At 38.4% G+C, this 23,712-nt stretch carries 17 protein-coding genes and 1 pseudogene; 6 read left to right on the forward strand and 12 right to left on the reverse strand.

All coding sequences use genetic code 11. From position 1 onward, the window contains the following. Window positions 1-344 precede the first annotated feature (344 nt). From atpC to H6F39_RS17260, 5 genes are all read right to left on the reverse strand, one after another. Entirely contained in the window at window positions 345-758 is a 414-nt protein-coding gene (gene atpC / locus H6F39_RS17240) for an ATP synthase F1 subunit epsilon (protein WP_137908232.1), read from the reverse strand. Between the two features lie 92 nt (window positions 759-850). After that, window positions 851-2,299, reverse strand: a complete 1,449-nt coding sequence (gene atpD, locus H6F39_RS17245; RefSeq protein ID WP_190397115.1) for a F0F1 ATP synthase subunit beta — start codon at window positions 2,297-2,299, stop codon at window positions 851-853. A gap of 391 nt (window positions 2,300-2,690) precedes the next feature. Next, window positions 2,691-3,353 carry a methyltransferase type 11 gene (locus tag H6F39_RS17250; RefSeq protein ID WP_190397116.1) on the reverse strand — a complete coding sequence of 221 codons (663 nt, stop codon included), beginning with the start codon at window positions 3,351-3,353 and terminating at the stop codon, window positions 2,691-2,693. A gap of 95 nt (window positions 3,354-3,448) precedes the next feature. Next, window positions 3,449-4,888, reverse strand: a complete 1,440-nt coding sequence (locus H6F39_RS17255) for a GTP-binding protein (protein ID WP_137908235.1) — start codon at window positions 4,886-4,888, stop codon at window positions 3,449-3,451. Window positions 4,889-4,976: 88 nt separating this feature from the next. After that, complete coding sequence (locus tag H6F39_RS17260) at window positions 4,977-5,771, reverse strand: carbohydrate-binding family 9-like protein (protein WP_190397117.1); 795 nt, start codon at window positions 5,769-5,771, stop codon at window positions 4,977-4,979. Between the two features lie 427 nt (window positions 5,772-6,198). Between H6F39_RS17260 and H6F39_RS17265 the strand changes: the two genes are divergently transcribed. Beyond that, window positions 6,199-7,407, forward strand: coding sequence for a DUF362 domain-containing protein (locus tag H6F39_RS17265; protein WP_190397118.1), 1,209 nt, complete (start codon window positions 6,199-6,201; stop codon window positions 7,405-7,407). Window positions 7,408-7,573: 166 nt separating this feature from the next. Here the strand turns inward: H6F39_RS17265 and H6F39_RS17270 are convergent, their stop codons facing one another. The 5 genes and pseudogenes from H6F39_RS17270 to H6F39_RS17290 all read right to left on the reverse strand — a co-directional run bounded on the left by H6F39_RS17270 (window position 7,574) and on the right by H6F39_RS17290 (window position 13,193). Continuing rightward, entirely contained in the window at window positions 7,574-8,503 is a 930-nt protein-coding gene (locus tag H6F39_RS17270; RefSeq protein WP_199290969.1) for an SMP-30/gluconolactonase/LRE family protein, read from the reverse strand. A 178-nt stretch (window positions 8,504-8,681) separates the two neighbouring features. Then, entirely contained in the window at window positions 8,682-9,446 is a 765-nt protein-coding gene (locus tag H6F39_RS17275; RefSeq protein WP_028085333.1) for an ABC transporter ATP-binding protein, read from the reverse strand. 194 nt (window positions 9,447-9,640) lie between these two features. Further along, the gene (locus H6F39_RS17280) at window positions 9,641-10,858 is read right to left on the reverse strand and encodes an ABC transporter permease (RefSeq protein ID WP_137908238.1); all 1,218 of its coding nucleotides are present in this window, start codon (window positions 10,856-10,858) and stop codon (window positions 9,641-9,643) included. A gap of 30 nt (window positions 10,859-10,888) precedes the next feature. After that, window positions 10,889-12,370 (reverse strand): efflux RND transporter periplasmic adaptor subunit, encoded by a 1,482-nt coding sequence (locus H6F39_RS17285; protein WP_190397119.1) that lies wholly within the window; start codon window positions 12,368-12,370, stop codon window positions 10,889-10,891. Window positions 12,371-12,792: 422 nt separating this feature from the next. Continuing rightward, window positions 12,793-13,193: pseudogene (locus tag H6F39_RS17290) on the reverse strand (hypothetical protein). A 196-nt stretch (window positions 13,194-13,389) separates the two neighbouring features. Between H6F39_RS17290 and H6F39_RS17295 the strand changes: the two are divergent. After that, on the forward strand, window positions 13,390-13,986 hold the full coding sequence (locus H6F39_RS17295; protein ID WP_137908240.1) for a glyoxalase-like domain protein: 597 nt from the start codon (window positions 13,390-13,392) through the stop codon (window positions 13,984-13,986). A gap of 255 nt (window positions 13,987-14,241) precedes the next feature. Further along, window positions 14,242-14,682, forward strand: coding sequence for a DUF4332 domain-containing protein (locus H6F39_RS17300; protein WP_137908241.1), 441 nt, complete (start codon window positions 14,242-14,244; stop codon window positions 14,680-14,682). Here H6F39_RS17300 and H6F39_RS17305 read toward each other — a convergent pair whose 3' ends face one another. Further along, window positions 14,683-15,297, reverse strand: a complete 615-nt coding sequence (locus tag H6F39_RS17305) for a TetR/AcrR family transcriptional regulator (RefSeq protein ID WP_137908242.1) — start codon at window positions 15,295-15,297, stop codon at window positions 14,683-14,685. Window positions 15,298-15,456: 159 nt separating this feature from the next. Between H6F39_RS17305 and H6F39_RS17310 the strand changes: the two genes are divergently transcribed. Both H6F39_RS17310 and H6F39_RS17315 read left to right on the forward strand, forming a co-directional pair. Continuing rightward, entirely contained in the window at window positions 15,457-17,034 is a 1,578-nt protein-coding gene (locus H6F39_RS17310; RefSeq protein WP_190371622.1) for a pitrilysin family protein, read from the forward strand. A gap of 110 nt (window positions 17,035-17,144) precedes the next feature. Further along, the gene (locus H6F39_RS17315; RefSeq protein WP_137908244.1) at window positions 17,145-18,632 is read left to right on the forward strand and encodes a pitrilysin family protein; all 1,488 of its coding nucleotides are present in this window, start codon (window positions 17,145-17,147) and stop codon (window positions 18,630-18,632) included. A gap of 115 nt (window positions 18,633-18,747) precedes the next feature. Here H6F39_RS17315 and H6F39_RS17320 read toward each other — a convergent pair whose 3' ends face one another. Then, entirely contained in the window at window positions 18,748-20,169 is a 1,422-nt protein-coding gene (locus tag H6F39_RS17320) for an ammonium transporter (RefSeq protein WP_190371623.1), read from the reverse strand. 1,272 nt (window positions 20,170-21,441) lie between these two features. On the opposite strand from H6F39_RS17320, the gene H6F39_RS17325 reads away from it, so the two are divergent. Further along, window positions 21,442-23,187 carry a bifunctional serine/threonine-protein kinase/formylglycine-generating enzyme family protein gene (locus H6F39_RS17325; RefSeq protein WP_137909529.1) on the forward strand — a complete coding sequence of 582 codons (1,746 nt, stop codon included), beginning with the start codon at window positions 21,442-21,444 and terminating at the stop codon, window positions 23,185-23,187. The last annotated feature ends 525 nt before the right edge of the window (window positions 23,188-23,712 follow it).

Here is a 23,712-nt window from a genome sequence, read left to right on the forward strand (position 1 = left end):
TTCCTCAATATGGGCTGCAACTATTTTTTCTCGGAGATCCACTGAATATGCTTTCATGACAGTATTATCTTTATTATTACTAACTGTACCTCATAACTTCGGAAACTGCTGTAATATCTGTACTTCATAAACGGATAACTGCTGTATCTAAAAGATAAAGCAAGTTCGGCTTGAGTGAGGTACACTTTGTGCGGGCATCTTGCCCGCACCACAAGAGTTTTATTATTAATATCTGTACTTCATAAACGGATAACTGCTGTAAAGCTAATGAAATTAAAATAAAATACCAATAAAATAGGGTGGACAAACAGCCCACCCTGAAAATCCAGCAGTTGTAATTAAATTTACACCAAACCACCAGCAGCTTGAAAACGAGCGCGAGCGCGTTTAAGTTCTTTTGTAGCCTGGATTTTTCCTTGAAGATCTTCTTGTGTAACTTGATTTAGGCGTGTTTGTGCATCATTAAAAGCAGTGCGGGCTTCTTCAAGTTTAATTGAGTCACCACGTTCCGCACCGTTGACTAGAATTGTCACTTCATCTTCATCAACTTCAGCAAACCCACCTAAAAGAGCGATCGCTTGCCAATTGGCATTTTTATTAGCCCGAACACGCATAACACCAATATCTAAAGCTGTTAACATGGGGGCGTGTCCACTCAGGACACCTAACTGACCAGTAGTGCTAGGTAAAACTACTTCATCAGCTTCAGCATCCCAAACGATTTTATCTGGGGAAATTACACGAACGGTCAGAGTCATATTCTTTAGTTTCTACTTATGGTTGGTAATTGGTAATTGGTAATTGGTAATTGGGAGGAACTTCTTACCCATTACCCATTACCCATTAGCCATTAGCCTTTGAGCTTTTCTGCTTTAGCTTTAGCTTCGTTGATATCACCTACCAAGTAGAAAGCTTGCTCAGGTAAAGCATCCAACTCACCAGAAAGAATTTGTTTAAATCCTTTAATGGTATCTTCCAACTTCACATACTTACCAGGAGAACCAGTAAATACCTCAGCGACAAAGAAAGGCTGAGACAAGAACCGTTCAACTTTCCGCGCCCGTGCGACAATGAGACGGTCTTCTTCAGACAATTCATCTAAACCAAGAATGGCGATAATGTCTTGTAATTCTTTGTAACGTTGCAGAGTAGATTGTACAGCTCGTGCAGTATCATAATGATCACTACCAACGATGCCAGGTTGCAACATAGTAGAAGTAGAACCCAGAGGATCAACCGCAGGATAGATACCTTTAGAAGCCAAACTGCGAGATAATACAGTTGTTCCGTCTAAGTGAGCAAAGGTAGTTGCCGGAGCAGGATCGGTCAAGTCATCGGCAGGTACATATACAGCTTGAATAGAAGTAATAGAACCTTCTGTAGTAGAGGTAATCCGTTCTTGCAAAGCACCCACATCTGTACCCAAAGTAGGCTGATATCCTACAGCGGAGGGCATCCGACCCAAGAGCGCCGATACTTCAGAACCAGCTTGGACAAAGCGGAAGATATTATCAACAAACAACAATACGTCTTGCTTGTTCACATCACGGAAATACTCAGCCATTGTCAAGCCAGATAAACCAACCCGCATTCTTGCTCCGGGTGGCTCATTCATTTGACCATAAACTAGAGCGATTTTGGATTCATTGAGATTATCCTTATTGATAACTCCAGATTCCATCATTTCGTTGTAAAGGTCATTACCTTCACGAGTGCGTTCACCCACACCAGCAAATACCGATACACCACCATGTTGGGTAGCGATATTGTTGATCAATTCCATCATGATCACGGTTTTACCCACACCAGCACCGCCGAACAGACCGATTTTACCGCCGCGTCTGTAGGGTGTTAGCAAATCCACAACCTTAATACCGGTTTCAAACACAGAAGGAGTGGTTTCCAACTCTGTGAATTTAGGAGCGTCCCGGTGAATAGCTAGATATGCTTCAGCGTTTACCGGACCTTGATTGTCTACAGGTTCGCCCAAAACATTGAAAATCCGTCCCAAGGTAGCTTTACCAACGGGTACAGTGATTGGAGCGCCAGTATCAACAACCTCTAAACCACGGACTAAACCATCTGTGGTACTCATAGCTACAGCCCGGACTTGGTTATCGCCCAGGAGTTGCTGTACTTCAACGGTTAATTTCAGTTGTTGTCCAGCTTCGTTTGTGCCAGTGATAGTTAAAGCGTTGTAGATTTGGGGTAATTTACCGCCGGGGAATTTAACGTCTACAACCGGACCAATGATTTGGGTAATGTACCCAATGTTTGTTTTTTCTGCGGTGGTGACCATGCTGCGCCTAAATGATTGAAGCTGTTTTTCACAAGTGGGTTCTTTAAGACCCCAGATCAAGCGATATCATCTCTTAGGTTAGCACCTAACGACTCCACCTTTGCCTTAAATTCATTATTAAGAACAGATTTCCCATTTCTTGCACAAGTTGAGTATCTCTGGTATCAAAAGTTATGAATTATTTTTCGCGCCCAGACGCAAAGGCGCAATGTTTGGGATTTTCAGTCATCCTACGAAATAAATTACACATTTAGAACCGACTTGTTTATACTGATGCTACTGACCACTGAAAGTTTCTTCATGGTTCATTATTCGGAGGTAGAACCTTTAGGACTGCATTCCCAGTCTGGAGAGCGGGAACGAGAGACACCACACAAGCTATCAGCAAGCCCTAATTAACTTTTTTTAAGACAACACAGCTAACAGAAATATCTTTGAATAGCCATAAAGCATATTTTAGAGAATCAAACCAACGCAATGGTTGGTAAATGGGTAACATAAGTCGAATCAACATCGCTAGTGTATACAATATGGGCGTAGTAGTAGTAGATTTTACTAAATAACCTCCTGGGAGAATTTCCCCATTGACAATTTTGAAATCGGGAAACAGGCTACTTAATTCCTGGATACTGGGTCGAAACATTGTATCAATAAGATCGCAGTGATAAGGATATTTATAGGGAACTGTCACGAAAAGATAGCCATTTTTAGGGACAATAGAGCTAATAATTTTACTTATTTCTTCTCTGTTATTGATGTGTTCCAATAGGTTGGAGCAGATAACAGATTGAATATTCATTTCTGAAAGTTTCTTTAAAAAATCAAGGCTGCATAAGTCTCCGACGAGATCAACACCTATATCATTTTTTATGTCCGTATGAATTACTGAGTAGCCTTTTGTTCTGGCAGGTTTGAATAATAACTCATCAATCCAGGGTTGTTCTTCTTCTCTAAATTTTTTGTTAGAACTACCAATATTCAGCATAGGGAATACACTGTTAGGATTGAGAGAATAGATTATATTTGCTAACCACTTAGCTTCTTCCCTGAACATAATGATTTAATGTCATGTAATTTGACCATCTTAAACGAAAATCAGGATATTTTTTACTCATAAGATATATTCATAAATTTGAGATTAATTTGAGATTAATTTGAGATTTTTTTTCTCAGTTTAACTTTGATCAATAATTCATCTTTAATGCGGTTTAAAATCGAAGTTTCATTTAAAGTTGAGAGAATTTGATTAACTACTGCCTTTGGTCCATCTGGTCCCCAATTTGCACCATTTGCTAAATAAGCTTTAGTAACTTGTCCGATACCATAAGAAGAGACACCAGCTACTCCTGCTTGAGTAATAGCTATGGATAAATAGGGTCCAATTGTCATTCCTGCGGTTGCTGTTGTTGAGATTCCTAACAAAGTTTTTAAACCACTTAAACCAAGATTTGCGAATAGTTCACTAGCACCAATACCACCCATACTCACAGCGATTTTTTGGAGTAATTTGACAGCACCAGTTTCTGTCATAGGGATACCATAAAGTTTAGATAGACCTAAAATTAAGGAAATATCTATAATGACAGCACTTAATATATCAACTACTGTAACAGGATTGAGGGCGATCGCCAATGCTTTAGTAATTACTGCTTTCCAAATTAACTGATTAGCATTTTCTTCCCTAATGATCAGTTTACGCTGTACCAATTGCTCATTGACATGATCAGCATACAGCATAGTATTTAAAGCCACTAAAGCCTTACCTTCACGGTGGAGAACTTCCAAAATTTTTAATTTTAGTTCTTCAACTTGCGACTTACCTTTTTGTAATTTTACACTCCTAGTACCATCGGAATTTTGTACTGCAATTCTTACCAATGGAGCAGCGGAAGCCATGACAATTTCTGCTGGTGAAAGTAATTCTCGTACCCTATCATCTCGAATTTTTTCGTAAATTGTAATTCTGTCAGTTTCAGGATATTGATCAACTTTATTAAAGACCAAGATTATCGGTTTACCTACTTCTCGTAATTGAGATAAAGCTAGTTGTTCAATTTTAGTCATATCTCCTGCAATCACAAACAGAATTAAATCAGCTTGTTTAGCGATTTGTTCAGCCAAAGCGGCGCGAGTTTCACCGTCTACTTCATCTAATCCGGGAGTATCAATTAATTCCACTTGAGATTGGCCGTTGCTAGGTAATGTAGCTTTCAAAGTTCCCAAAACTTCTTCACTAATACTCCAATTTACCATTTGAGCATCACGAGTCACACCATGTAAAGGACCAGTAACAAAGACCTCTTCACCAACTAAAGCATTAAGAAGAGAAGATTTACCACGTCCTACCATCCCAAAAGCAGCAATTTGGACTACCATGCTTTCTAATTTATCTAGCATAGTTTCCAAATCGTGAATTTCAGCTTCTAAACCTAATTTTTCCCCAGGAGAAAGATCCAGATTATTCACTAAGTTTCGTAATGCGGTTTTGGCTTGTTTGTAATTAAGTTCCGCTTGAATATCGTCAAAGGTAAAAATGGCACTGTCTAGTTCTTCTTCCCAGTTGGGGATAGATTCGGGTCTAGTATTCATTTTGAGGAACACAAAATATTGGTCATAGACGTTCAATGGGTAGGGATTCTCGGCTCTACAATCTTTACCTATTTTGCCAAAATTTATTTTATCTTTGCCAAAATGGACTCTCCATTCTTAAAAATACCACACGGCCAAAATCTTCGGGAACATGAAATTGGGGGTCTGGAGTTTGGCCCGAAGACCATTGGCTATGCTGTGGATTTGTTTTACCACCTAAGCGGTTCAGGTTGAGATGCCAAATTTCTCCTGATTTGGGTGGTGTATTCTTGGCTACCTTAGCAAAATTGCTGAAGGGAATCGCCGCTTCTAAAATCCAATATTTATCTGTATCACTGTCGTTATTTAGCGTCCCGACAATTGAGGTAGCAATTTTTATGCCTTCACCATTCCATGCGGAGGTGAATGGCCGTACTGGACCTTGAGGATGAAATTGATCTAGAAATGCCCCCCGCACGTTCATTTCAATATTAAAATAGACCTGGGGTTTATCTACATTCGGTGCTGTAAACACTTCTACACAATCGTCCTCATAAACTGCACTATCACGCTGAGTTTGTTCTGCCCAAATATGTGCATCTTCAACAATAAAAGATACATATAAATTATCATTATCCCACAGCAATTTACTGACTGTTTGTTCTTGCTTCCCCGAATTCCACCAGGGAAATTTGAATTTCCCTACATCCGGCGCAGCCGTCCATCCTGGCTCATCTAATTTGCCATCAATGATTATTGGTGTACTTATGTAAAAAATAGTATAAAATGGTTGGCTACGTGCAAATGCTGTCAGGGATGAAAAAAGTATAAATAATATAACTAATAGGGATAAAAGAGCAGCATTGAGTATTTTTTTGTATTGAAAATTTTTCAATTGTTTCATAGTAATTAGGGCTTAGGACTTAAACACCGTAGAAATTAACCATAGTCTGTACTAACAAATAAAATCCCGTCATTTCAAACTGTTGGCAACTACCTTTGGATAGATAGTAATCTCTTGCTAATTGTGTAAGAATCAAGCCTGATTATTTGACAATCTCAAACCCAATTTTTCGTGATTTTTGTGAATGAGTGCGTCAATAGTTAGGTTTTGGTCTGAGTTCTGAGCTTTAACAAGAAGATCAATTTCCGGTGTTATGAGGTACAGATATTAATGATAAAACTCTTGTGGTGCGGGCATCTTGCCCGCTAATGGTGTATCTCAGTCAGGGAAATGTTGTAATTTCAAAAAACTACGTTTTTCAAGGTAGAAACCCTTTATTGCTAATCTTCGCTAGTTTCACCCCAATCAGATATCTGGTTTTTAAGGTATGAGTAACTTTTCTGATAACTTCTTAAACATTAACCGCCGTCAGCTTTTATTAGGAACACTCTCAGTAGGGGCGGGTAGTGTGATGGGAATATTCCACAAATTTTCTCTGGCAACAGCTACACCAGTAATTTCACGATTAGGTATCCCAGGTTCCTTCCCCGGACGGGTTGTGGAAGTCGGGCATATTGAATCTGTAGTTAATGGTGAATTTCGTCGTGAACCAGTTCGCCAGATGGTTGCCCGTGGCATGATGGAGTTAACAGGTGCAGCAGATAATGTCAGTTCCTGGCGTTCCATGTTTGAGCGTGGGGATGTAGTAGGAATTAAGGTTAACCCAGTGGGCGCACCGCTGGCTATCTCTAATCATGTCTTAATTTATGAAGTCGTTGATGGATTGAAGTCTGCTGGTGTTAAACCACAAGATATAATTATTTTTGATCGCTATGGCGATATGTGGGCTAAAGCTGGCTACCAAAAACATCTCCCGGATGGTGTGCGGGGTGGAGGTGCAGTAGAAAAGTATGACGATGTTCAACTTGATATTAAGGGATACGATCCAGAAGTTTACGCCTATATGGAACTTATTGATCCCAAACTTCACGACCCCAAAGATGATCGTACCCGGCGATCGCATCTTTGTAATATAGTCTCCAAGCAAATTAACAAATTAATTAATATTCCCGTACTCAAAGATCATGGTTCCGCTGGTATCACTGGTGCTTTGAAGAACCTCTCTCATGGACTAGTTAATAATGTCGCCCGCAGTCATGCAAAACCGGAAACTAACGCCTGTAATATTTTCATTCCTACTATCTGTTCCCTCCAGCCCATTCGAGAAAAGACTGTGCTTAACATTATGGATGGATTGGTAGGAGTGTATCAAAAGGGTCCTTTTGGTAAAAAGGATTCGCCCTATACTTGGCCTTATCGCTCCCTGCTCTTTGCTACAGATCCAGTAGCCATGGATCGCATTGAGTGGCAAATCATTGATGCCAAGCGTGCTGCAATGAATCTACCTCCTGTGGCCAAAACCGGGAGAATGGGAGTCCAATCTCCAGCCAAACAAACAGGTATTACGGGAGGAACAACCTCGGAGGAAGAAGGATTTGATATGCGCCAGCCGCAGCATATAATGATTGCTGCGGCACTGGGTTTAGGGGTTGCAGATATTGAAAAGATTAACCACGTAAAGATTAGACTGGCTTGAACCCACTTCCTTAAAATTCTGAGAAAGCTATTCCTTTTTCTCAATACCTTCGCCATTTTTTGTAGGTTGGTTTAAGCGACAGCGCAACAAATACGCATTTGTCGGGTCATGGCTTCGCCACACTTTGTGAACGTGCTTCAACCCAACCTACGAATCAAGGATTTTTTCAATTAGCATTTTTAGCACGATGCCGCATTTTCCAAGACCTGCCCGGATGTTCCACTTGAAAGGTCTCTATATTGCCTTTATCGGCTATAGTCACAAAGCCAGTGCGTCCATCCTGGCCTCCAAAGTCAATATTGGTTGGTTGTTGACCAATGAGTCGGATGGTTTTGAGGATTTTTCCTTCGGGAGACATTTTGACAACTTCTCCTTTGCCCCAGCGGGTGATATACAGGTTTCCCATGATGTCGCTACGCATTCCATCTAAACCACCATCTGAAAATTGATGTAGTAGTCTTTTGTGACTTACTTCACCTTTTGAATTTAAGTCATATACCCAAACTCTAAGTTGCTTAGTTTCATTAACGTAAAGTCTGGTTTGATCTGGTGACACTTCAATGCCGTTGGTCGTTCCCATATTTTTTTCCAAGAGTTCAGTTTTACCATCTTTATTGATACGCCACAACTGACCCGTACCCTCTTTCCAATTGGGATCACTGGCAAAGAGAATATCATTGTCCATAATAGCCAAATCATTTGGTTGATTCATTTTGGGTTCATCAGCAAACACACTGATCTTTCCCTCTGGAGTGATTTTCAGCACCTTGTGTCCTGTATAGTCAGCGACAAACATCTCATCTCGACGGTTAAACCGAATACCATTAGCGGTACTACCCTTGGGCATATTAACAAATAAGCTGCTAACCCCATCTGGAGTAACCCGACCAATCGTTTCCTTTTGTCCAAAGCTCACAGCATATAAATTTCCATTTTTATCAACAGCAGCTCCCTCAATTTGGGGGGTAAATGTTCCCTCCTTAGTGAAGGCGCGACTTTGGTAGGGCCTGATCGCTAGGGAACTGGATAGGAAACATAACCAAGTCGTTCCCATAATCCAGGGGATAACTTTCCATCTTGCAATATTTAACCGCAATTAGAACCTTCCTCATCATATTAGACCTATCCAAAATATAATCCAGGGACAAAAAAATGGTAGAAGGTAAAACAGTATTGTTGATTAAGCAGATGAATTTTAGTCTTACGCAAAGGTCAGAGTTTTAAAAAAAGGTTCAATTCTAGAATTTCATATCTCAATTCAACAATACCAAAATTTAAGATATAACAACCTGATGTAATTCATTGGGAGTAAGATGAGAATGAACAACTTCACCATCACGAAACCAAACAATGCGCTTAGTTTGACGCGCAACTTCTGATTCATGGGTGACGATAACAACAGTAATCCCACTGCTATTAAGTTCACTAAATAAATCTAATACTTCTTGAGTTGTATGAGAATCAAGTGCGCCGGTGGGTTCGTCAGCCAGGAGAACAACGGGACGGTTGACAATGGCGCGAGCGATCGCTACTCTTTGTTGTTGTCCTCCTGATAATTGGGTAGGTTTATTATTGAGGCGTTTTTCTAAACCGACCTTGATTAATGCTTCTGTGGCTCGTTCTTTTCTTTCCCCAGGTTTAACACCAGCATATACCATTGGTAACATGACATTTTCTAAGGCTGTTAATTGGTTTAATAAATGGAATTGTTGAAAGACAAACCCTAATTTTTTATTACGAATATGCGCCAATTCTGTATCACTCATTTGCGCGACATTCAAATTATCTAAATAATAACTTCCCTGACTAGGACGATCTAAACAACCGATAATATTCATGGCTGTGGATTTCCCCGAACCAGAAGGACCCATTATCGAACAATATTCACCTTTTTCTATCACCAAATTCACTTGATTAAGTGCTTTAACTTCTATATCTCCAATTCCATAAACTTTAAAAATATCCTCTAAACAAATAATTGCTGATTCTGGTGCAGCTTGGGGAACATTCGTATTATTAAAAGTCAGAGTATTAGCCATAAAGATTTATCCTCATGTAGACTGTCATTGTAGCATAGAGATTGCTGTTTGTGTGAATTTTAATTAAAAATGCGATGACTAGAACACCGATTCTGTAATCCACAAAATGGCGATTTTATGTAGGGGCAAACCCCCCGTGGTTGCCCCGATAATTCATGGTTAAACCGATACTAAATCTGTAATTTTAATTATTTTTACGCCGTTCTTAGTGCTACCATGGGATCAAGTTGAGCCGCACGACGTGCCGGAACGACACCGAAGAATAAACCAATAGCACCAGAAACACTCGCAGTTAAAAGAACTGCTGCTGGGGAAATTGTAGATTGAAAAGGGCTAAATATTCCCACTAAAATGATGCTACCACCACCTAAAATAATGCCGATTAAACCACCAGTTACTGATAATATCACAGCTTCAATCATAAATTGCAAAAGGATGTCCTGTTGCGTTGCACCGATAGCTTTACGCAGTCCAATTTCTTGAGTACGTTCAGTCACAGAAACTAGCATAATATTCATAATCCCAATACCACCCACAAATAAGGAAATACTAGCTATTGCAGCCAACATTATTGTCAATCCTCCGGTAATTGAATTACTGATTTCTAAGAGGTTCTTTTGGGTTTGAATGGTAAAATCATCTTCGCGGATAATTTTGTGCCGACGACGCAGTAAATTTGTCATTTGAAACTCTGCTGCTGATATACTATTTTCATCATTCGCTGATACAGAAATCATGGCAATATTAATACCAAAAGGGGATGTTCTCCCCACTAAACGACTAAACATGGTATTAATGGGAATATAGACGGTATCATCATTGTTACTCCCAAAGGAAGAACCTTTGGCTACGGTTAAACCAATTACTTGAAAGGTAGTATTTTGAATGCGGATTTTCTGACCCAGAGGATTTTGATTATCAAATAGTTTATTGGCTAAATCTGGACCTAATATTGCTACTCTTTTACTCCGTTTAATATCGAATTCATTAAAAAACCTTCCTTCCTTAATTTCTAAACTACGAACTGTGGGATAATTAGGAGTAGTACCGATAACCGTACTTGTTGTATTTCGATTGCGATAAGTGATTGTAATTCGGTTATTAATCTCTGGAGCAACTTCTTTGACTGCACGGACTTGTTTAGCGATCGCTTTAGCATCTTGTAAAACCAAAGTTCTCGGTACTCCTGTTGCTCTACTGCGAGTTCCTGGACTACCGGGAATAACAAATAAAGTATTAGGTCCTAAGGATTGAAATTGTTTATTTGTAAATATTTTTGCCCCTTCTCCAATCCCAATCATAGCAATAACTGAGGCATTACCAATAATAATTCCCAACATGGTCAAACTACTCCGCAACTTATTAGCTAATAAGGTGGTAGTTGCCATTTTCACGCTTTCTAAAATGTCCATAATTTATGTTTTATGTTTTATGTTTAATGTTTAATTTTTATTTTCTTTACTCTGTTCTGTCTTCCCCTTTTCCTTGGTTTTAGGTAGGTCAATAAATATCCGATCTCCGGCTTTAAGACCATCTAAAACTTGAACTTCGTTATCAATATTCGCACCAATTTTGACTAGATTAAACTCAGGTTGATTTTTTTCACCTAATAACCATACTCCAGTTTTTCCCTTGCGAGTAACAATTAACTCTTGGGGAATTAACAGCGCGTTTTGGATGTTATTACCAAGAAATGTCACTTCACTCACATTCATTCCTGAACGCAATTTTTCAGACCCTTTATTAACAGTAACCCGCACCTGAAATGAGGTGACATTTTGCTCAACTACCGCTTCAGGAGCAATCAAACGCACTTGTCCGTGAAAGATTTCATCGGGATAAGCATCAACAGTAATTTCTACTTTTTGTCTTTGTTTAATTTGGGATATATCCACTTCAGGAACATTTGCTAAAACTTCTAATCCTTTGGCTAAAGCTACTATAGAAGTTGAGGTAGCAGAAGCACTACTGGAAGCAGAAACAGCAGGACTAACAAAACCCCCCACTGTCGCGTATCTTTGAGTAATAACGCCTGCAAAAGGAGCGCGGATAATTGTATCTTCTAATTGTACTTGTTGTTGTTTTAATTGAGCTTCTGCACTAGCTACTGCTGCTTTTAATCTGGCAATTTCTTCGGGACGACTACCATTTTCTAATTTTCTTAAAGCTTCCTTTTCCTGATTAACTATTGCTTGTTGCTTTTGAATATCTTGGTTACGGTTGCCAATTTTCAGTAAGGATAATCGTTTTTGTGCTTCTTCTAAATTGGCTTTTGCTTTTCTATTTTCACTGATGTATTGTTCTAAACTATCTTGAGAAATTGCCCCATTTTTTGCTAAATCTTGATAACGTTTTAACCGTGATTGAGTTAGTTCTACAGCAGCTTTTGCCGAGTCTACTTGAGCCTGTGCTTGTTGAATTTCCTGTAAACGATTCCCCTCACGGATAATCGCTAATTGAGCCTGTGCTTGGACTACACGGGCTTTTCCTTGGGCAATTTCTTCGGGACGACTTCCCGCTAGGCTTTCGGCTAACTGCGCTTTTGCCTGTTCTAAATTAGCTTTGTATTGGATAATTCGCATTTTAATTTCCGAATTATCCATGCGAGCAATTATTTGTCCTTTCTTGACTGTTTGTCCCTGTTCAACATTTAAATCTGCCAACAGTCCAGAACTTTTAGGACTAATATTGACGCTTTGAATTGGTTGGACCTTACCACTAGCCGTAATGCGAACAGTTATATCTTTTGCCGCCACTGGGACAGTCAATTTAGTTATATCTGGTGGTTTATTTCCTTGCTGGATGGTTTTGATAGTGGCTGTTGTTCCTACAATTAAAACACCACTAGCAATTAAACCGATTAACCAACGTAATGGATATTTAACTTTTTTGCCAATTAAGGGAATTTCTATGTAAAAAATCATGATTAAAAAAGTTGAGGAACAAAAATTAGTGAGTCTATTTTATAGACAAAACCTGATGATAATCATTTGATTTATGTAATCTATCGTCTGATTGGGTGAATTTTTTATTTTTTGACTTTTTATCCTCCTGCTGACTATAGTATCATAGTTGTCTTTGATTAGTAAACATGACTTATTTCCTATTTTAGCACTTCATCTGCTAAATCTCATGATCATTGCCCTGGGGAACTATTTAAAGGATAGTGAATTTGTTCTATCATCTCAATTCCTTTTGCACCTGTAGTAATGGATAAACAGGTAAACAGGACGATATCAGAAGTCAAAACTGGGAATTTTTTACAATTGCTTAAATTCATGCTATGGCTTGATAGTAAATAGTCCTATTTTATAATAAATAGTTAATCAAGAAATTACGGCGGAAACTAAATTGAATTTTCGCTTAAATAAATAGCCCGAATATCAGCAGGTAATTCAGCTTCTAGCATTCGATAAATCTCTTCTAGATAACTGGTAACTTCCATCATTTCAATTAACCAGTTTTGTAGGGTTAAGTCGTCCTGTGAGCTTAAATCTAGTTTACCTAATTGATAAAATAAAATATATGCCGCCCAGAGCAAACCAATAATCGGCTTGTACAGGCGATCGCGCCGAATGCCAACTTAAAGTATATAATTAATATCGAGCTATAACGGCAAAAAATCACTGTAAAATACTTGCCAGAATCTGGATATTGTCGAAACAGACTCAGTAATTCTTGCTCACTGTGATCAAATAGCGACTTTACCAATGGGTGATTAGTAGGGGGAAAGTAGGGAATTTTCACAATCTCTGGATTAGATAACTGTTAAAATATACCAATGAATGGTTAAGCGATCATTAATAATATGTGAAAGTCAGTTAAATAAACTAAGATCAGACTACTAGATTATTGATAAACTAGAAACAAGGACTTAATGTTAGTCTTAATAGACGCTATTAAAAGCGCCTCCTTTATACCAATATTTTGATAGTGTTTGTTCATGGTTATAGAAGCTAGTTCCATAATGTTCCTGCTAAGTCCACTAACTTTAGGCTCATTCTTGCCTTCCCTGCCCTTGGATAGCCTATTCTCCACCCAAGGGATTATGATTATGCTGCTGGCGGCTTACGCTGGTGCCATGTGGATGTTTCTGAGTAGCGCTCCTAAAGTTTATACTGTTATGGTATCAGATTTAGAAGTTGCCCGACAGTTGTATGAAGGATTGTTAGATTTACCCGTAGCGGAAGTCCCTTTGCACTATTATTACAATTATGAGCAAACCATTGGTGCAACAGGTATTGACCCGCTGTATATGTCTACTAGTCCCAGTTGGTCTAACAGTAACGTGAATCATGGTAATGACGGGCTATGGTATCAACTGAAAAAAAATACTCAATTACATATTATCACAGGTGCTAGTTTAGGGACAAAGGATCAGCAGCGTCATGTTTGTTTTGATCATGAGTGTCTAGAATTAATTTTAATGCGAGTGGAAGTCCGGGGTTTAAAGTTCAAAATTCGCAATCAAAAGCCTTTGAATTTTTTAGTTAAGGATTATGACGGACGGGTAATTGAAATGGCTGAAGTTGCTAATTAGTTATAGTTAGGTGGGTAATGCCCACCCTACACTATAAAATATTTCAAAATATTTCAAAATATTTCAAGTATTGAGTTTAATTATTAATTATTCCTATCCTGCTAATTCTTCCTCTTTTTTGCTAACTTATCAATTAAAGTCAATGATGCCGGACTAAAGAAGGATGGCGATTTAATAAAAGTGTTATAGTGGGGGAGGAGGAGTATAAGTGAATTCTGAATTTTTAGATAAATAACCCATACTAAAAACTGAAAAATGACCATTAACCGTGCAAATAATAGAAGTTTACTCCAAAAGTCTGATTGGCCTGTTAAAGATTTACCAGGATTAAGTGCAGAAGAGCAAGCCCAACTGAAGAATTGTGGTATCAATACCACAGAAGAACTAATTACAAGAGGAAAAACTCCAGAAGAAAGAATAATATTAGCGGGTAAATTGCAAGTAGATCTTCACTCTGTGAATAAATGGGTAGTTTTAGCAGGTTTAGCCCGTGTTCCCAGTGTGGGGACTCAATATTGCGGTATATTGCTTCACGCTGGTGTTATTTCCATAGCCCAATTAGCGCAAACTCCCACGCATAGATTACATAGACAAGTCATGCGCTTGCAAGTATCAACATTACACAGCCGCAATTTGTGTCCAGCAGTTGAATTAGTGCAACAGTGGAGTCATCAAGCGCAAGCGATGGGTAATTAGCTATTCCTTTGCTAAAACGCCATTAAGAAAGATATCCGCCAACCCTTCCGCCATTTTTTGCATTTCTTGGGGGGAGGCGTTGGGTTCTATGAGGGTATGATCAGCAAAACCGGCGATCGCAAATAAACCTAAAAATACCTTAGCGCCAAGTTTGGCATCTATCTGACGATAGATGCCTTGGTCTATTGCTGTTTGAAAAAATGCTTCAGCCACATCTGTCATTTTATCAATAACTTCGGTTTGAATGCGATCGCGCAAATCTGGATGAAATTGCACTTCCATAAAGCAAACACGCATAATGTCGGTGTTTTTTTGTAAATTCCACATCCGACGACGCATAACTTGGGCTATAGCCTTATAACTACCCATTTCGCTGAGTTCTGTGAGTAAATCTGTGAGAATATCCACCCAGCCATTAGTGGCCACTTCCACCAAAATTGCTTTTTTATTGTCAAAATAACGAAAGAGGGTTCCTTCGGCTACCCCTGCGGTTTGTGCTAAATCACGGGTTGTAGTTCCCTCGAATCCCTTCGTAGCAAACAATCGTTGTGCTGCTTGCAAAATTCGTGTGCGTGTCTGGACTTCTGATGATGGCGGAGAATTAAAAATTCGCATAATATTTTGATATCTATTTTGATATCTCCAAAACAGGATTGGTAGTCTTATTGTGCAACGAGGGATGCAGAAATTACAAAAATCTTCATAGAAGGTTAACTCTTTTTGTGTTAATTATTCTATCTTTCAAGTAATGTTAACTTACTTTAACTTTTGCTTATGCACCAGACAATTTTAAATTTGCTGACCGGTGACGTTAAAAAGTCCCCATTCCGTCGTCTATTAGCAACTAGTTTAGCGTTGATAGTCTTAACTTGGGGGTGGATACCAGAAATGGCCATAGCCCTGCAACCGCCCCAAAATTCCATTCAGCCTTATCTAGAACAAGTAATTAATCGTTTAACAGAATTTCGCTTAGATAATGGATTAAAATTCATTGTTTTAGAAAGACATCAAGCCCCAGTAGTTTCCTTTTTGACTTATGCTGATGTGGGTGGTATTGATGAACCAGATCGACAAACGGGTGTAGCCCACTTTTTAGAGCATTTAGCCTTTAAAGGGACAAAGCGCATCGGTACTAAAGACTACAAAGCCGAGGCCCCGCTGCTGGAAAAATTAGAAAAGTTGGATAACCAAATTAAAATCGCCAAAGCCGACAATCAAAAAGATGAAATAGCGCGGTTAGAAACCGAGTTTAAATCAGTAGAATCCCAAGCCCTAAAATTAGTTAAACAGAACGAAATGGGGCAAATTGTCGAACAAGCTGGTGGTGTGGGTTTAAATGCTAATACATCCTCAGAAGCTACCCGCTATTTTTATAGTTTTCCTGCGAATAAATTAGAATTGTGGATGTCTTTAGAATCTGATCGATTTTTAGATCCTGTCTTTCGAGAATTTTATAAAGAAAAAGAAGTAATTTTGGAAGAAAGACGCTTACGAGTAGAAAATTCTCCTATCGGCCAGATGGTAGAAAAGTTCATAGATGCTGCTTTCAAAGTTCATCCTTACCGACGACCAGTAATTGGTTATGATCAAGACATTCGCAACTTAACACCGGAGAATGTGAGGAAGTTTTTCGATGCTTATTATGCTCCTAGTAATTTAACTATTGCTATTGTGGGAGATGTTAACCCCAATGAAGTGAAAAAACTGGCACAAACTTATTTTGGACGTTATCGAGCTAAACCTAAACCCCAACAAAAACTACCAATAGAACCCCAACAAACTGCGACTAGGGAAGTTACTTTAGAATTATCTACTCAACCTTGGTATTTGGAAGGTTATCATGTTCCAGCTATTACCGATCCTGATCATGCAGTTTATGAAATCATCGGTAGTTTAATGAGTGACGGGAGAACATCAAGACTTTATAAGTCCTTGGTGGAAAAACAAAACTTAGCTTTAAATGCTGAAGGTTATAGCGGATTTCCTGGGGATAAATATCCCAATTTAATGTTCTTTTATGCCCTAACATCTCCAGGAAAAACAGTAGATGAAGTAGCGATCGCTTTAAGGCAAGAAATTGATAAATTGAAAACTGAACCTGTATCTGCGGTGGAATTACAACGATTAAAAACCAAAGCTAGAGCGAATTTATTACGCAGTTTAGATTCTAATTCAGGTATGGCCGAACAGTTGTTAGAATATGAAGTAAAAACCGGTTCTTGGCGTAATTTGTTTTTGCAATTGGATAAAATTGCAGCAGTGACTCCTGAGGATATTCAAAGAGTAGCTCGTGCTACTTTTACGCCAGAAAATCGCATTGTTGGCAAGTTGTTGTCAAAACAACCAGGATGAAATTTGAGGTTTTATTTCACGCAGATTCGCAGAGTCGCAGAAAGGAAGAGTTTGAAAATGTCTCTTTGAGAAAAGCTAGGCTCAAAAAATTGAAAATAGAGAAGATAGGTATGTTGAGGTTTGATTTGAAAAACAAAAAATTCCAGTTTTCTAGGGGACAAAGATTTGTTTTTACTTTGGTAGTGGTTGTTGCTTGTTTCTTCGTAAATTTAAATTTTTCTTGGGCAGGAACGACAGCAAAGTATTACAATGAATTGAAGTTTCCCCCGGTTTCAGCGGTTAAGTTACCCAAGTATGAACGGTATGTACTAAAAAATGGTTTGGTAGTTTATTTGATGGAAGATCATGAGCTACCATTGGTCAGTGGTATGGCTTTGGTAAGAACAGGTAGTCGTTGGGAAGCAGCCCAAAAAGCTGGTTTAGCTGGTTTGGTGGGTTCTACTTTGCGGAGTGGTGGGACTCAAAAACATTCCGCAGATGAGTTAAATGAGATTTTAGAACAACGAGCCGCATCCGTGGAAACAGATATGGGGGAATCTGTTGGTAGTGTAGGTTTTGAAGCTCTCAAGGAAGATTTAGAAATGGCTTTTGGGCTATTTACTGAGGTATTACGAGAACCTGCGTTTGCTCAAGACAAGTTGGATTTGGAAAAAACTCAAATTCGTGGTGATATTTCTCGTCGCAATGATAGTCCTAATAGTATCGCCAGTCGAGAGTTTAAAAAGCTAATTTATGGCAAAAAAAGTCCTTATGCGCGTACAGTTGAATATGCAACTCTTGACCAAATTTCTCGTGATGATTTACTCAAGTTTTATCAGCAATATTTTCACCCCAATAATCTGATTTTAGGCATTGTTGGCGATTTTAATCCTGAAAAAATGCGATCGCTCATTCAATCCAAATTTGGTGACTGGAAACCAAGTCCTGAAATTACTAAAACCCAATTACCACAAGTCACCCAAGCTAATTTAGGTGGTGTATATTTTGTTAATCAACCCCAACTCACTCAAAGTAGTGTTTTAATTGGTCATTTGGGTGGAAAATTCAATAATCCTGATTATCCAGCTTTGGATGTCATGAATGGTATTCTAAATGGTTTTGGCGGACGTTTATTTAATGAGTTGCGATCGCGTCAAGGTTTAGCTTATTCTGTATATGGTCTCTGGAACCCCCGTTTTGACTATCCCGGAATGTTTATTGCTGGAGGACAAACTCGCACGGAAACTACAGTTCAATTCATCAAATCACTACAAACGGAAATCAAGCGGTTACAAACTGAAAATGTCACGACTAAGGAATTAAATAATGCTAAAGACTCTACGCTAAATTCCTTTGTTTTCAACTTTGAAAATCCTAGTCAAACCCTATCTCGGTTAATGCGATACGAATATTATGGTTATCCGGCTGATTTCTTATTTCGCTATCAAAAAGCCGTTAATTCTACTACAGTAGCAGATGTCAAACGGGTAGCACAGAAATACTTGAAACCGGAAAATTTAGTTACTTTAGTAGTAGGAAATCAAACTGGAATCAAACAACCATTAACTAACTTAGCCACGAAGGTAACAACCATAGATATTACCATCCCCGGTAGTTAGCCAGCAGCCCGTAAATAAAAAGATCCCCGACTTCTCAAAGAAGTCGGATATCTAATTTTTCTGATTGATAATTTCGCAACTACGGGTCAACTTGAGGATTTCTAGAGTATTTTTTTTACTCTTGTAGAAACTCCTCACTGTCATAAACATCAGGCCAAACAGTTGCACCGTGTTCATATTTATCAATCCCAATCTTATCAGCTTCAGGATTAACACGCAGCTTACCAATAAAATTAAGCCCACTGAACATGACAAAGGCAAAAGCAACAGTAAAAACTGATACTGCAACTACGCCCAAAATCTGCACACCCAACAAGTCAAAACCGCCACCCAAAAACAGACCAGCTTTTTTATTCAAAGTCAATTCTGGTTGACCCAAAAAGCCTACTGCTAGTGTACCCATCATGCCATTAATACCATGAACAGCAAATGCTCCCACAGGGTCATCAATTTTGCATGATTCAATAATATCAATGCCGAAAATTACTAAAATTCCACCTGTTAAACCAATCAAAACCGCAGCCCAGGGTGCGATAAAAGCACAACCGGCGGTAATACCTACCAACCCTGCTAAAGAACCATTCAGACAATAGGCTAAATCCCATTTACCTGAACGTTTGTATTGATAAAATAAGGATGCTAAGGCCCCAGAACCAGCGCCCAGGGTAGTGTTGAGAGTAATCAAACCAATTAAGCCAGGATTAGCAGTACCCAGGGTTGAACCAGGGTTAAAACCATACCAGCCAAACCAGAGAATCATAGTTCCCAAAGTCGCCAAACCTAAGTTATGGGCGGGAGGAATTTTTCCCCAAGCAGTACGTCCGGGACGAGGTCCAAGTAAATAAGCACCAACTAAGGCTGTCCAACCCCCAACGGTGTGAACTGCGGTACTACCAGCAAAGTCATGAAAGCCCATTTTTCCTAACCAGCCACTGGAGTTCCATATCCAATGAACGACGAGGGGATAGCTAAATGCCGCCATAATACCACTGTAGATTAAGTCGCCAACAAAGTCCGTTCTTCCTGCCATTGCCCCAGTAGTAATTGTACTGGCAGTAGCCGCAAAGGCAAACTGGAAGAAAAACAAAGTGTAAGCATTGAGTTGGGAGGCTATTCCTGGCACGTTACCATTACTAAAAGCACCGTCAACGGGTAATTGACTTAAGAAAAAGGTGTCTGTACCAATGAACCCACCACTACTTGTACCAAAAGCAATTCCAAAGCCCACAGCCCACCACACTAAAATGGTGAGGGCAGCATCAATAAAGTTCTCCAATAGGGCATTAACTACACCTCTTTGGCGCAGTAAACCTGCTTCTAACATCGAAAAACCGGTCTGCATGAAAAATACTAAAAAGCCTGTGAGTAATACCCAGGTAGTATCAACAGAAATTTGTAATTGTTTGGTTGTTGCGTCTAAGGATTCCAGTGTTACCGGGTCTGCGGCCTGGACAACTGTAGGCGCGAAAATTGCCAACACCATTGAACCTATAGCTAGTGCTAGAAGGCGATAAAAAGGGCGGATACGTTTATTCATTGCTGTTTTTTGGGCTAGAAAAGCTGTGATTAAAGCTGGACTTTTATAGTTAAAAATATCAGCATTTACTTTGATGCTTGTATCATAAGCACATCTTAAATAGTGTTACTGTTACGTTAGATACAAAAACTTAATTTATTGGTTAATATTATATATCACACCTATGTATATAGGTTACATTTATGTATGAAGGTTTTATCGGTTGGGTGGAGAAAATCCGCAACTATTCAATACTTGACAAATCCGAAGATTTATATTATGTTTATGTTATAGATTGAGAATGGTGCGCCCATATACATAATTTTTTCAAACACTACAAACACTAATCTAATTACATAATTATTTTTAACTTCATCCTGTAAAGCTTAACATCTCGGATATCCTAATTCGGATAATTTAATTCATCAAGACTTGACAAAGACTCAGGCTTCTGTTATGTCTATGTTAGACATAAAAAATACTATTTAGTTTAAATAACAGAAATATTGTCAGATATAGTTAAACATAATCATATGTGTCACAATTGAAGCTTAAAACCATCTAACTATACCAAATGGACTAGATGATTCACTTACCTACGGGAATCAGAAATTAATTGTAGATAGTTCTTCCTTATCAAGATGAGCATAACATATTCAAAGTTTTTTGTCAACACCATAAAATCTTTTTTTCGGCGTTTTTTGGTTTTTACTTGTATTTCTATATCCTCAAAGCGAAATTTTGGCACAAATCGTGCTGTAATTATGATATGTGTTCAAGAAACTGTGTCTGATTGACTAGATGATTCAGTTATGTAGGGGAATCAGAAATTAATTGTAGATAGTTCTTCCTTATCAAGATAAGGATAACATATTCAAAGTTTTGTGTCAACACCATAAAATCTTTTTTTCGGCGTTTTTTGGTTTTTACTTGTATTTCTATATCCTCACAGGGAAATTTTGGCACAAATTGTGCTGTAATTATGAGACATGATCAAAAAACTGTGTCTGATTGACTAGATGATTCAGTTATGTAGGGGAATCAGAAATTAATTGTAGATAGTTCTTCCTTATCAAGATAAGGATAACATATTCAAAGTTTTTTGTCAACACCATAAAATCTTTTTTTCGGCGTTTTTTGGTTTTTACTGATATTTCTATATCCTCACAGGGAAATTTTGGCACAAATTGTGCTGTAATTATGATATATTGTCAAAAAACTGTGTCTGATTTTCTTAGTAATTAGGAATCTGTAATAACAGATATTGAGAAATTACATTAATGATGGTTAATTATGAGTTATTTTACTCTAGGACAACAACTAAAAAAAGGACAATACGAAATTATTGATATTTTGGGACAAGGAGGATTTGGTGTTACTTATCTAGCGCAAGATCATAAACGCAAAACACAAGTAGCTATCAAAAGTCTCAATGTTCTTTTTCTCCAACAACGTTATAGAGATAAATATGGAAGCACAGAAGGTTTTGCCAATTTCTTAACTGAAGAACAGGATAAATTCAATACCGAAGCGATGGTTTTAGCTACCTTTTATCATCCTCACATTGTCAAAGTGTATCCTGAACTGTTTCAAGAAAATGGTTTATCTTGTATGGTGATGGAATATGTTCAAGGCAAAAATTTAGAACAATATTTATACGCGAATGGTGTTTTTAGTGAAAGTGCAGGTTTATCAATTATTAAAGGCATTGGAGAAGCTTTAAGTTATATTCATGGTCGTAATTATCTGCACCGAGATATTAAACCTGCGAATATCTTACTGCGAGAATCTGACAATAAAGCCATATTAATTGATTTTGGTTTAGCCAGAGAAGTCAACTTTGCGGAATTGATGAGTTTAACAAATGCCAAAACTCCTGTTTTTGCACCTCCTGAACAATTTGAAAATACAAGTAATTTTACTCCTGCTTTAGATATTTATGCTTTAGCAGCAACATTGTATGTAATTATTGCAGTTCAGAAACCTCCTTTCATTCCTCTACCTAACACTTATCTGAATGCTAAGATTATGTTAGATATGAACATTGCTCTAGAACCACCTCAAAAATACAATGCTGATATTAGTCAAAAAGTGAATGACGCTATTCTCAAAGGAATGGAATTAGATTATCAAAAACGTCCTCAATCAATAGAAGAATGGTTTATGCTTTTAGGAATTAAACAAGAAAGCCAAAATATTCAAGTCTCTCAAAACCCTATTGACAAGAATCTAAAAATTTTCCACTTTGAAACTGTCACTACCAACGCTTATGGTAAGATTATCAAAAAACGCAACCATGCAGCCAGATACTTTGTGGAAGATTTGGGAAATGGGGTGATGTTGGAAATGGTAGAAATACCCTCTGGTACATTTTACATGGGTTCACCAGAAAATGAAGCGGGAAGAACAAATAGCGAAGGTCCCCGACACCAAGTTACTGTTAAGAGTTTTTTTATCGCTAAATACCCCTTGACACAGGCGCAATATCAATCTATAATTGGCAACAATCCCGCTCACTTCAAGGGTGATAATCGTCCTGTTGAAAGGGTAAGTTGGGATGATGCGGTTGCATTCTGTCAAAAGTTAAGCGAAAACACAGGTAAGAACTACAAGTTGCCCAGTGAGACACAATGGGAGTACGCTTGTAGAGCGGGGACGACGACACCTTTTTATTTCGGTCAAAGTATTACCCCGAATTTGGTGAATTATGATGGCAACTATTCCTATGCTGCTGCTCAAAAAGGGGAATATCGTCAACAAACCACAGATGTAGGAACTTTCCCCCCTAACGCTTTTGGTTTGTATGATATGCACGGTAATGTATGGGAGTGGTGCGAAGATGACTGGGAAGAAAATTATATAAATGCTCCTATAAATGGTGATGCTTTGATTAATCCTGTTGGAGAATATAAGGTGTTGCGCGGTGGTGCATGGCTATACTTTGCCGGTTGTTGTCGTTGTTCAATGCGTAACCAAGGCTTGTATAATGCTCGTCATCACTACTACGGATTTCGGGTTTTGTTGTCTTCTGAAAAGTAGTTATTCTATCGTAGTTATTCGATCTATGTTCTGTGATTTTTCCCTTGTTACTGTTTCCCGGATTTTCCAAGTGGTTCAATGGTTCGATAAATTGGTGGTCTTTATTATCTGGAGGACGGGGAAATAACAAATCTCTCTATAACCTCTATATATATGGGCGCAAACTTTTCCAGCCTTAACATAACTATAATCAAAACCCAGAATTTTGTCAAGGGGTTTGCCAAAATTATAAATACCTGCGATCGCTATTTGACTCGAATCAAACTTAATATATATGGGCGCACACTTTTCCACCCATAACATGAATATAATCGAAACCCAGAATTTTGTCAAGGGGTTTGCCAAAATTACAAGTACCTGCGATCGCTATTTGACTGGAATCCAACTTATATATATGGTCGCACACTTTTCTACCCTTAACATAACTATAATCAAAACCCAGAATTTTGTCAAGGGGTTTGCCAAAATTATAAATACACCTGCGATCGCTATTTGACTGGAATCCAACTTATATATATGGTCGCA

It is taken from the genome of Dolichospermum sp. FACHB-1250, assembly GCF_014696335.1.
In the GTDB taxonomy this organism is placed as follows: Bacteria; Cyanobacteriota; Cyanobacteriia; order Cyanobacteriales; family Nostocaceae; genus Dolichospermum; species Dolichospermum planctonicum.

Bases quoted from the DNA above. Each gene is read 5' to 3' on its own strand.
- H6F39_RS17285 (WP_190397119.1), bottom strand. From the start codon at position 12,370: ATGATTTTTTACATAGAAATTCCCTTAATTGGCAAAAAAGTTAAATAT.
- atpC (WP_137908232.1), bottom strand. From the start codon at position 758: ATGACTCTGACCGTTCGTGTAATTTCCCCAGATAAAATCGTTTGGGAT.
- H6F39_RS17300 (WP_137908241.1), top strand. From the start codon at position 14,242: ATGACCATTAACCGTGCAAATAATAGAAGTTTACTCCAAAAGTCTGAT.
- H6F39_RS17310 (WP_190371622.1), top strand. From the start codon at position 15,457: ATGCACCAGACAATTTTAAATTTGCTGACCGGTGACGTTAAAAAGTCC.
- H6F39_RS17275 (WP_028085333.1), bottom strand. From the start codon at position 9,446: ATGGCTAATACTCTGACTTTTAATAATACGAATGTTCCCCAAGCTGCA.
- H6F39_RS17325 (WP_137909529.1), top strand. From the start codon at position 21,442: ATGAGTTATTTTACTCTAGGACAACAACTAAAAAAAGGACAATACGAA.
- H6F39_RS17280 (WP_137908238.1), bottom strand. From the start codon at position 10,858: ATGGACATTTTAGAAAGCGTGAAAATGGCAACTACCACCTTATTAGCT.
- H6F39_RS17295 (WP_137908240.1), top strand. From the start codon at position 13,390: ATGGTTATAGAAGCTAGTTCCATAATGTTCCTGCTAAGTCCACTAACT.
- H6F39_RS17265 (WP_190397118.1), top strand. From the start codon at position 6,199: ATGAGTAACTTTTCTGATAACTTCTTAAACATTAACCGCCGTCAGCTT.
- H6F39_RS17255 (WP_137908235.1), bottom strand. From the start codon at position 4,888: ATGAATACTAGACCCGAATCTATCCCCAACTGGGAAGAAGAACTAGAC.
- H6F39_RS17315 (WP_137908244.1), top strand. From the start codon at position 17,145: ATGTTGAGGTTTGATTTGAAAAACAAAAAATTCCAGTTTTCTAGGGGA.
- H6F39_RS17260 (WP_190397117.1), bottom strand. From the start codon at position 5,771: ATGAAACAATTGAAAAATTTTCAATACAAAAAAATACTCAATGCTGCT.
- H6F39_RS17250 (WP_190397116.1), bottom strand. From the start codon at position 3,353: ATGTTCAGGGAAGAAGCTAAGTGGTTAGCAAATATAATCTATTCTCTC.
- H6F39_RS17320 (WP_190371623.1), bottom strand. From the start codon at position 20,169: ATGAATAAACGTATCCGCCCTTTTTATCGCCTTCTAGCACTAGCTATA.
- atpD (WP_190397115.1), bottom strand. From the start codon at position 2,299: ATGGTCACCACCGCAGAAAAAACAAACATTGGGTACATTACCCAAATC.
- H6F39_RS17305 (WP_137908242.1), bottom strand. From the start codon at position 15,297: ATGCGAATTTTTAATTCTCCGCCATCATCAGAAGTCCAGACACGCACA.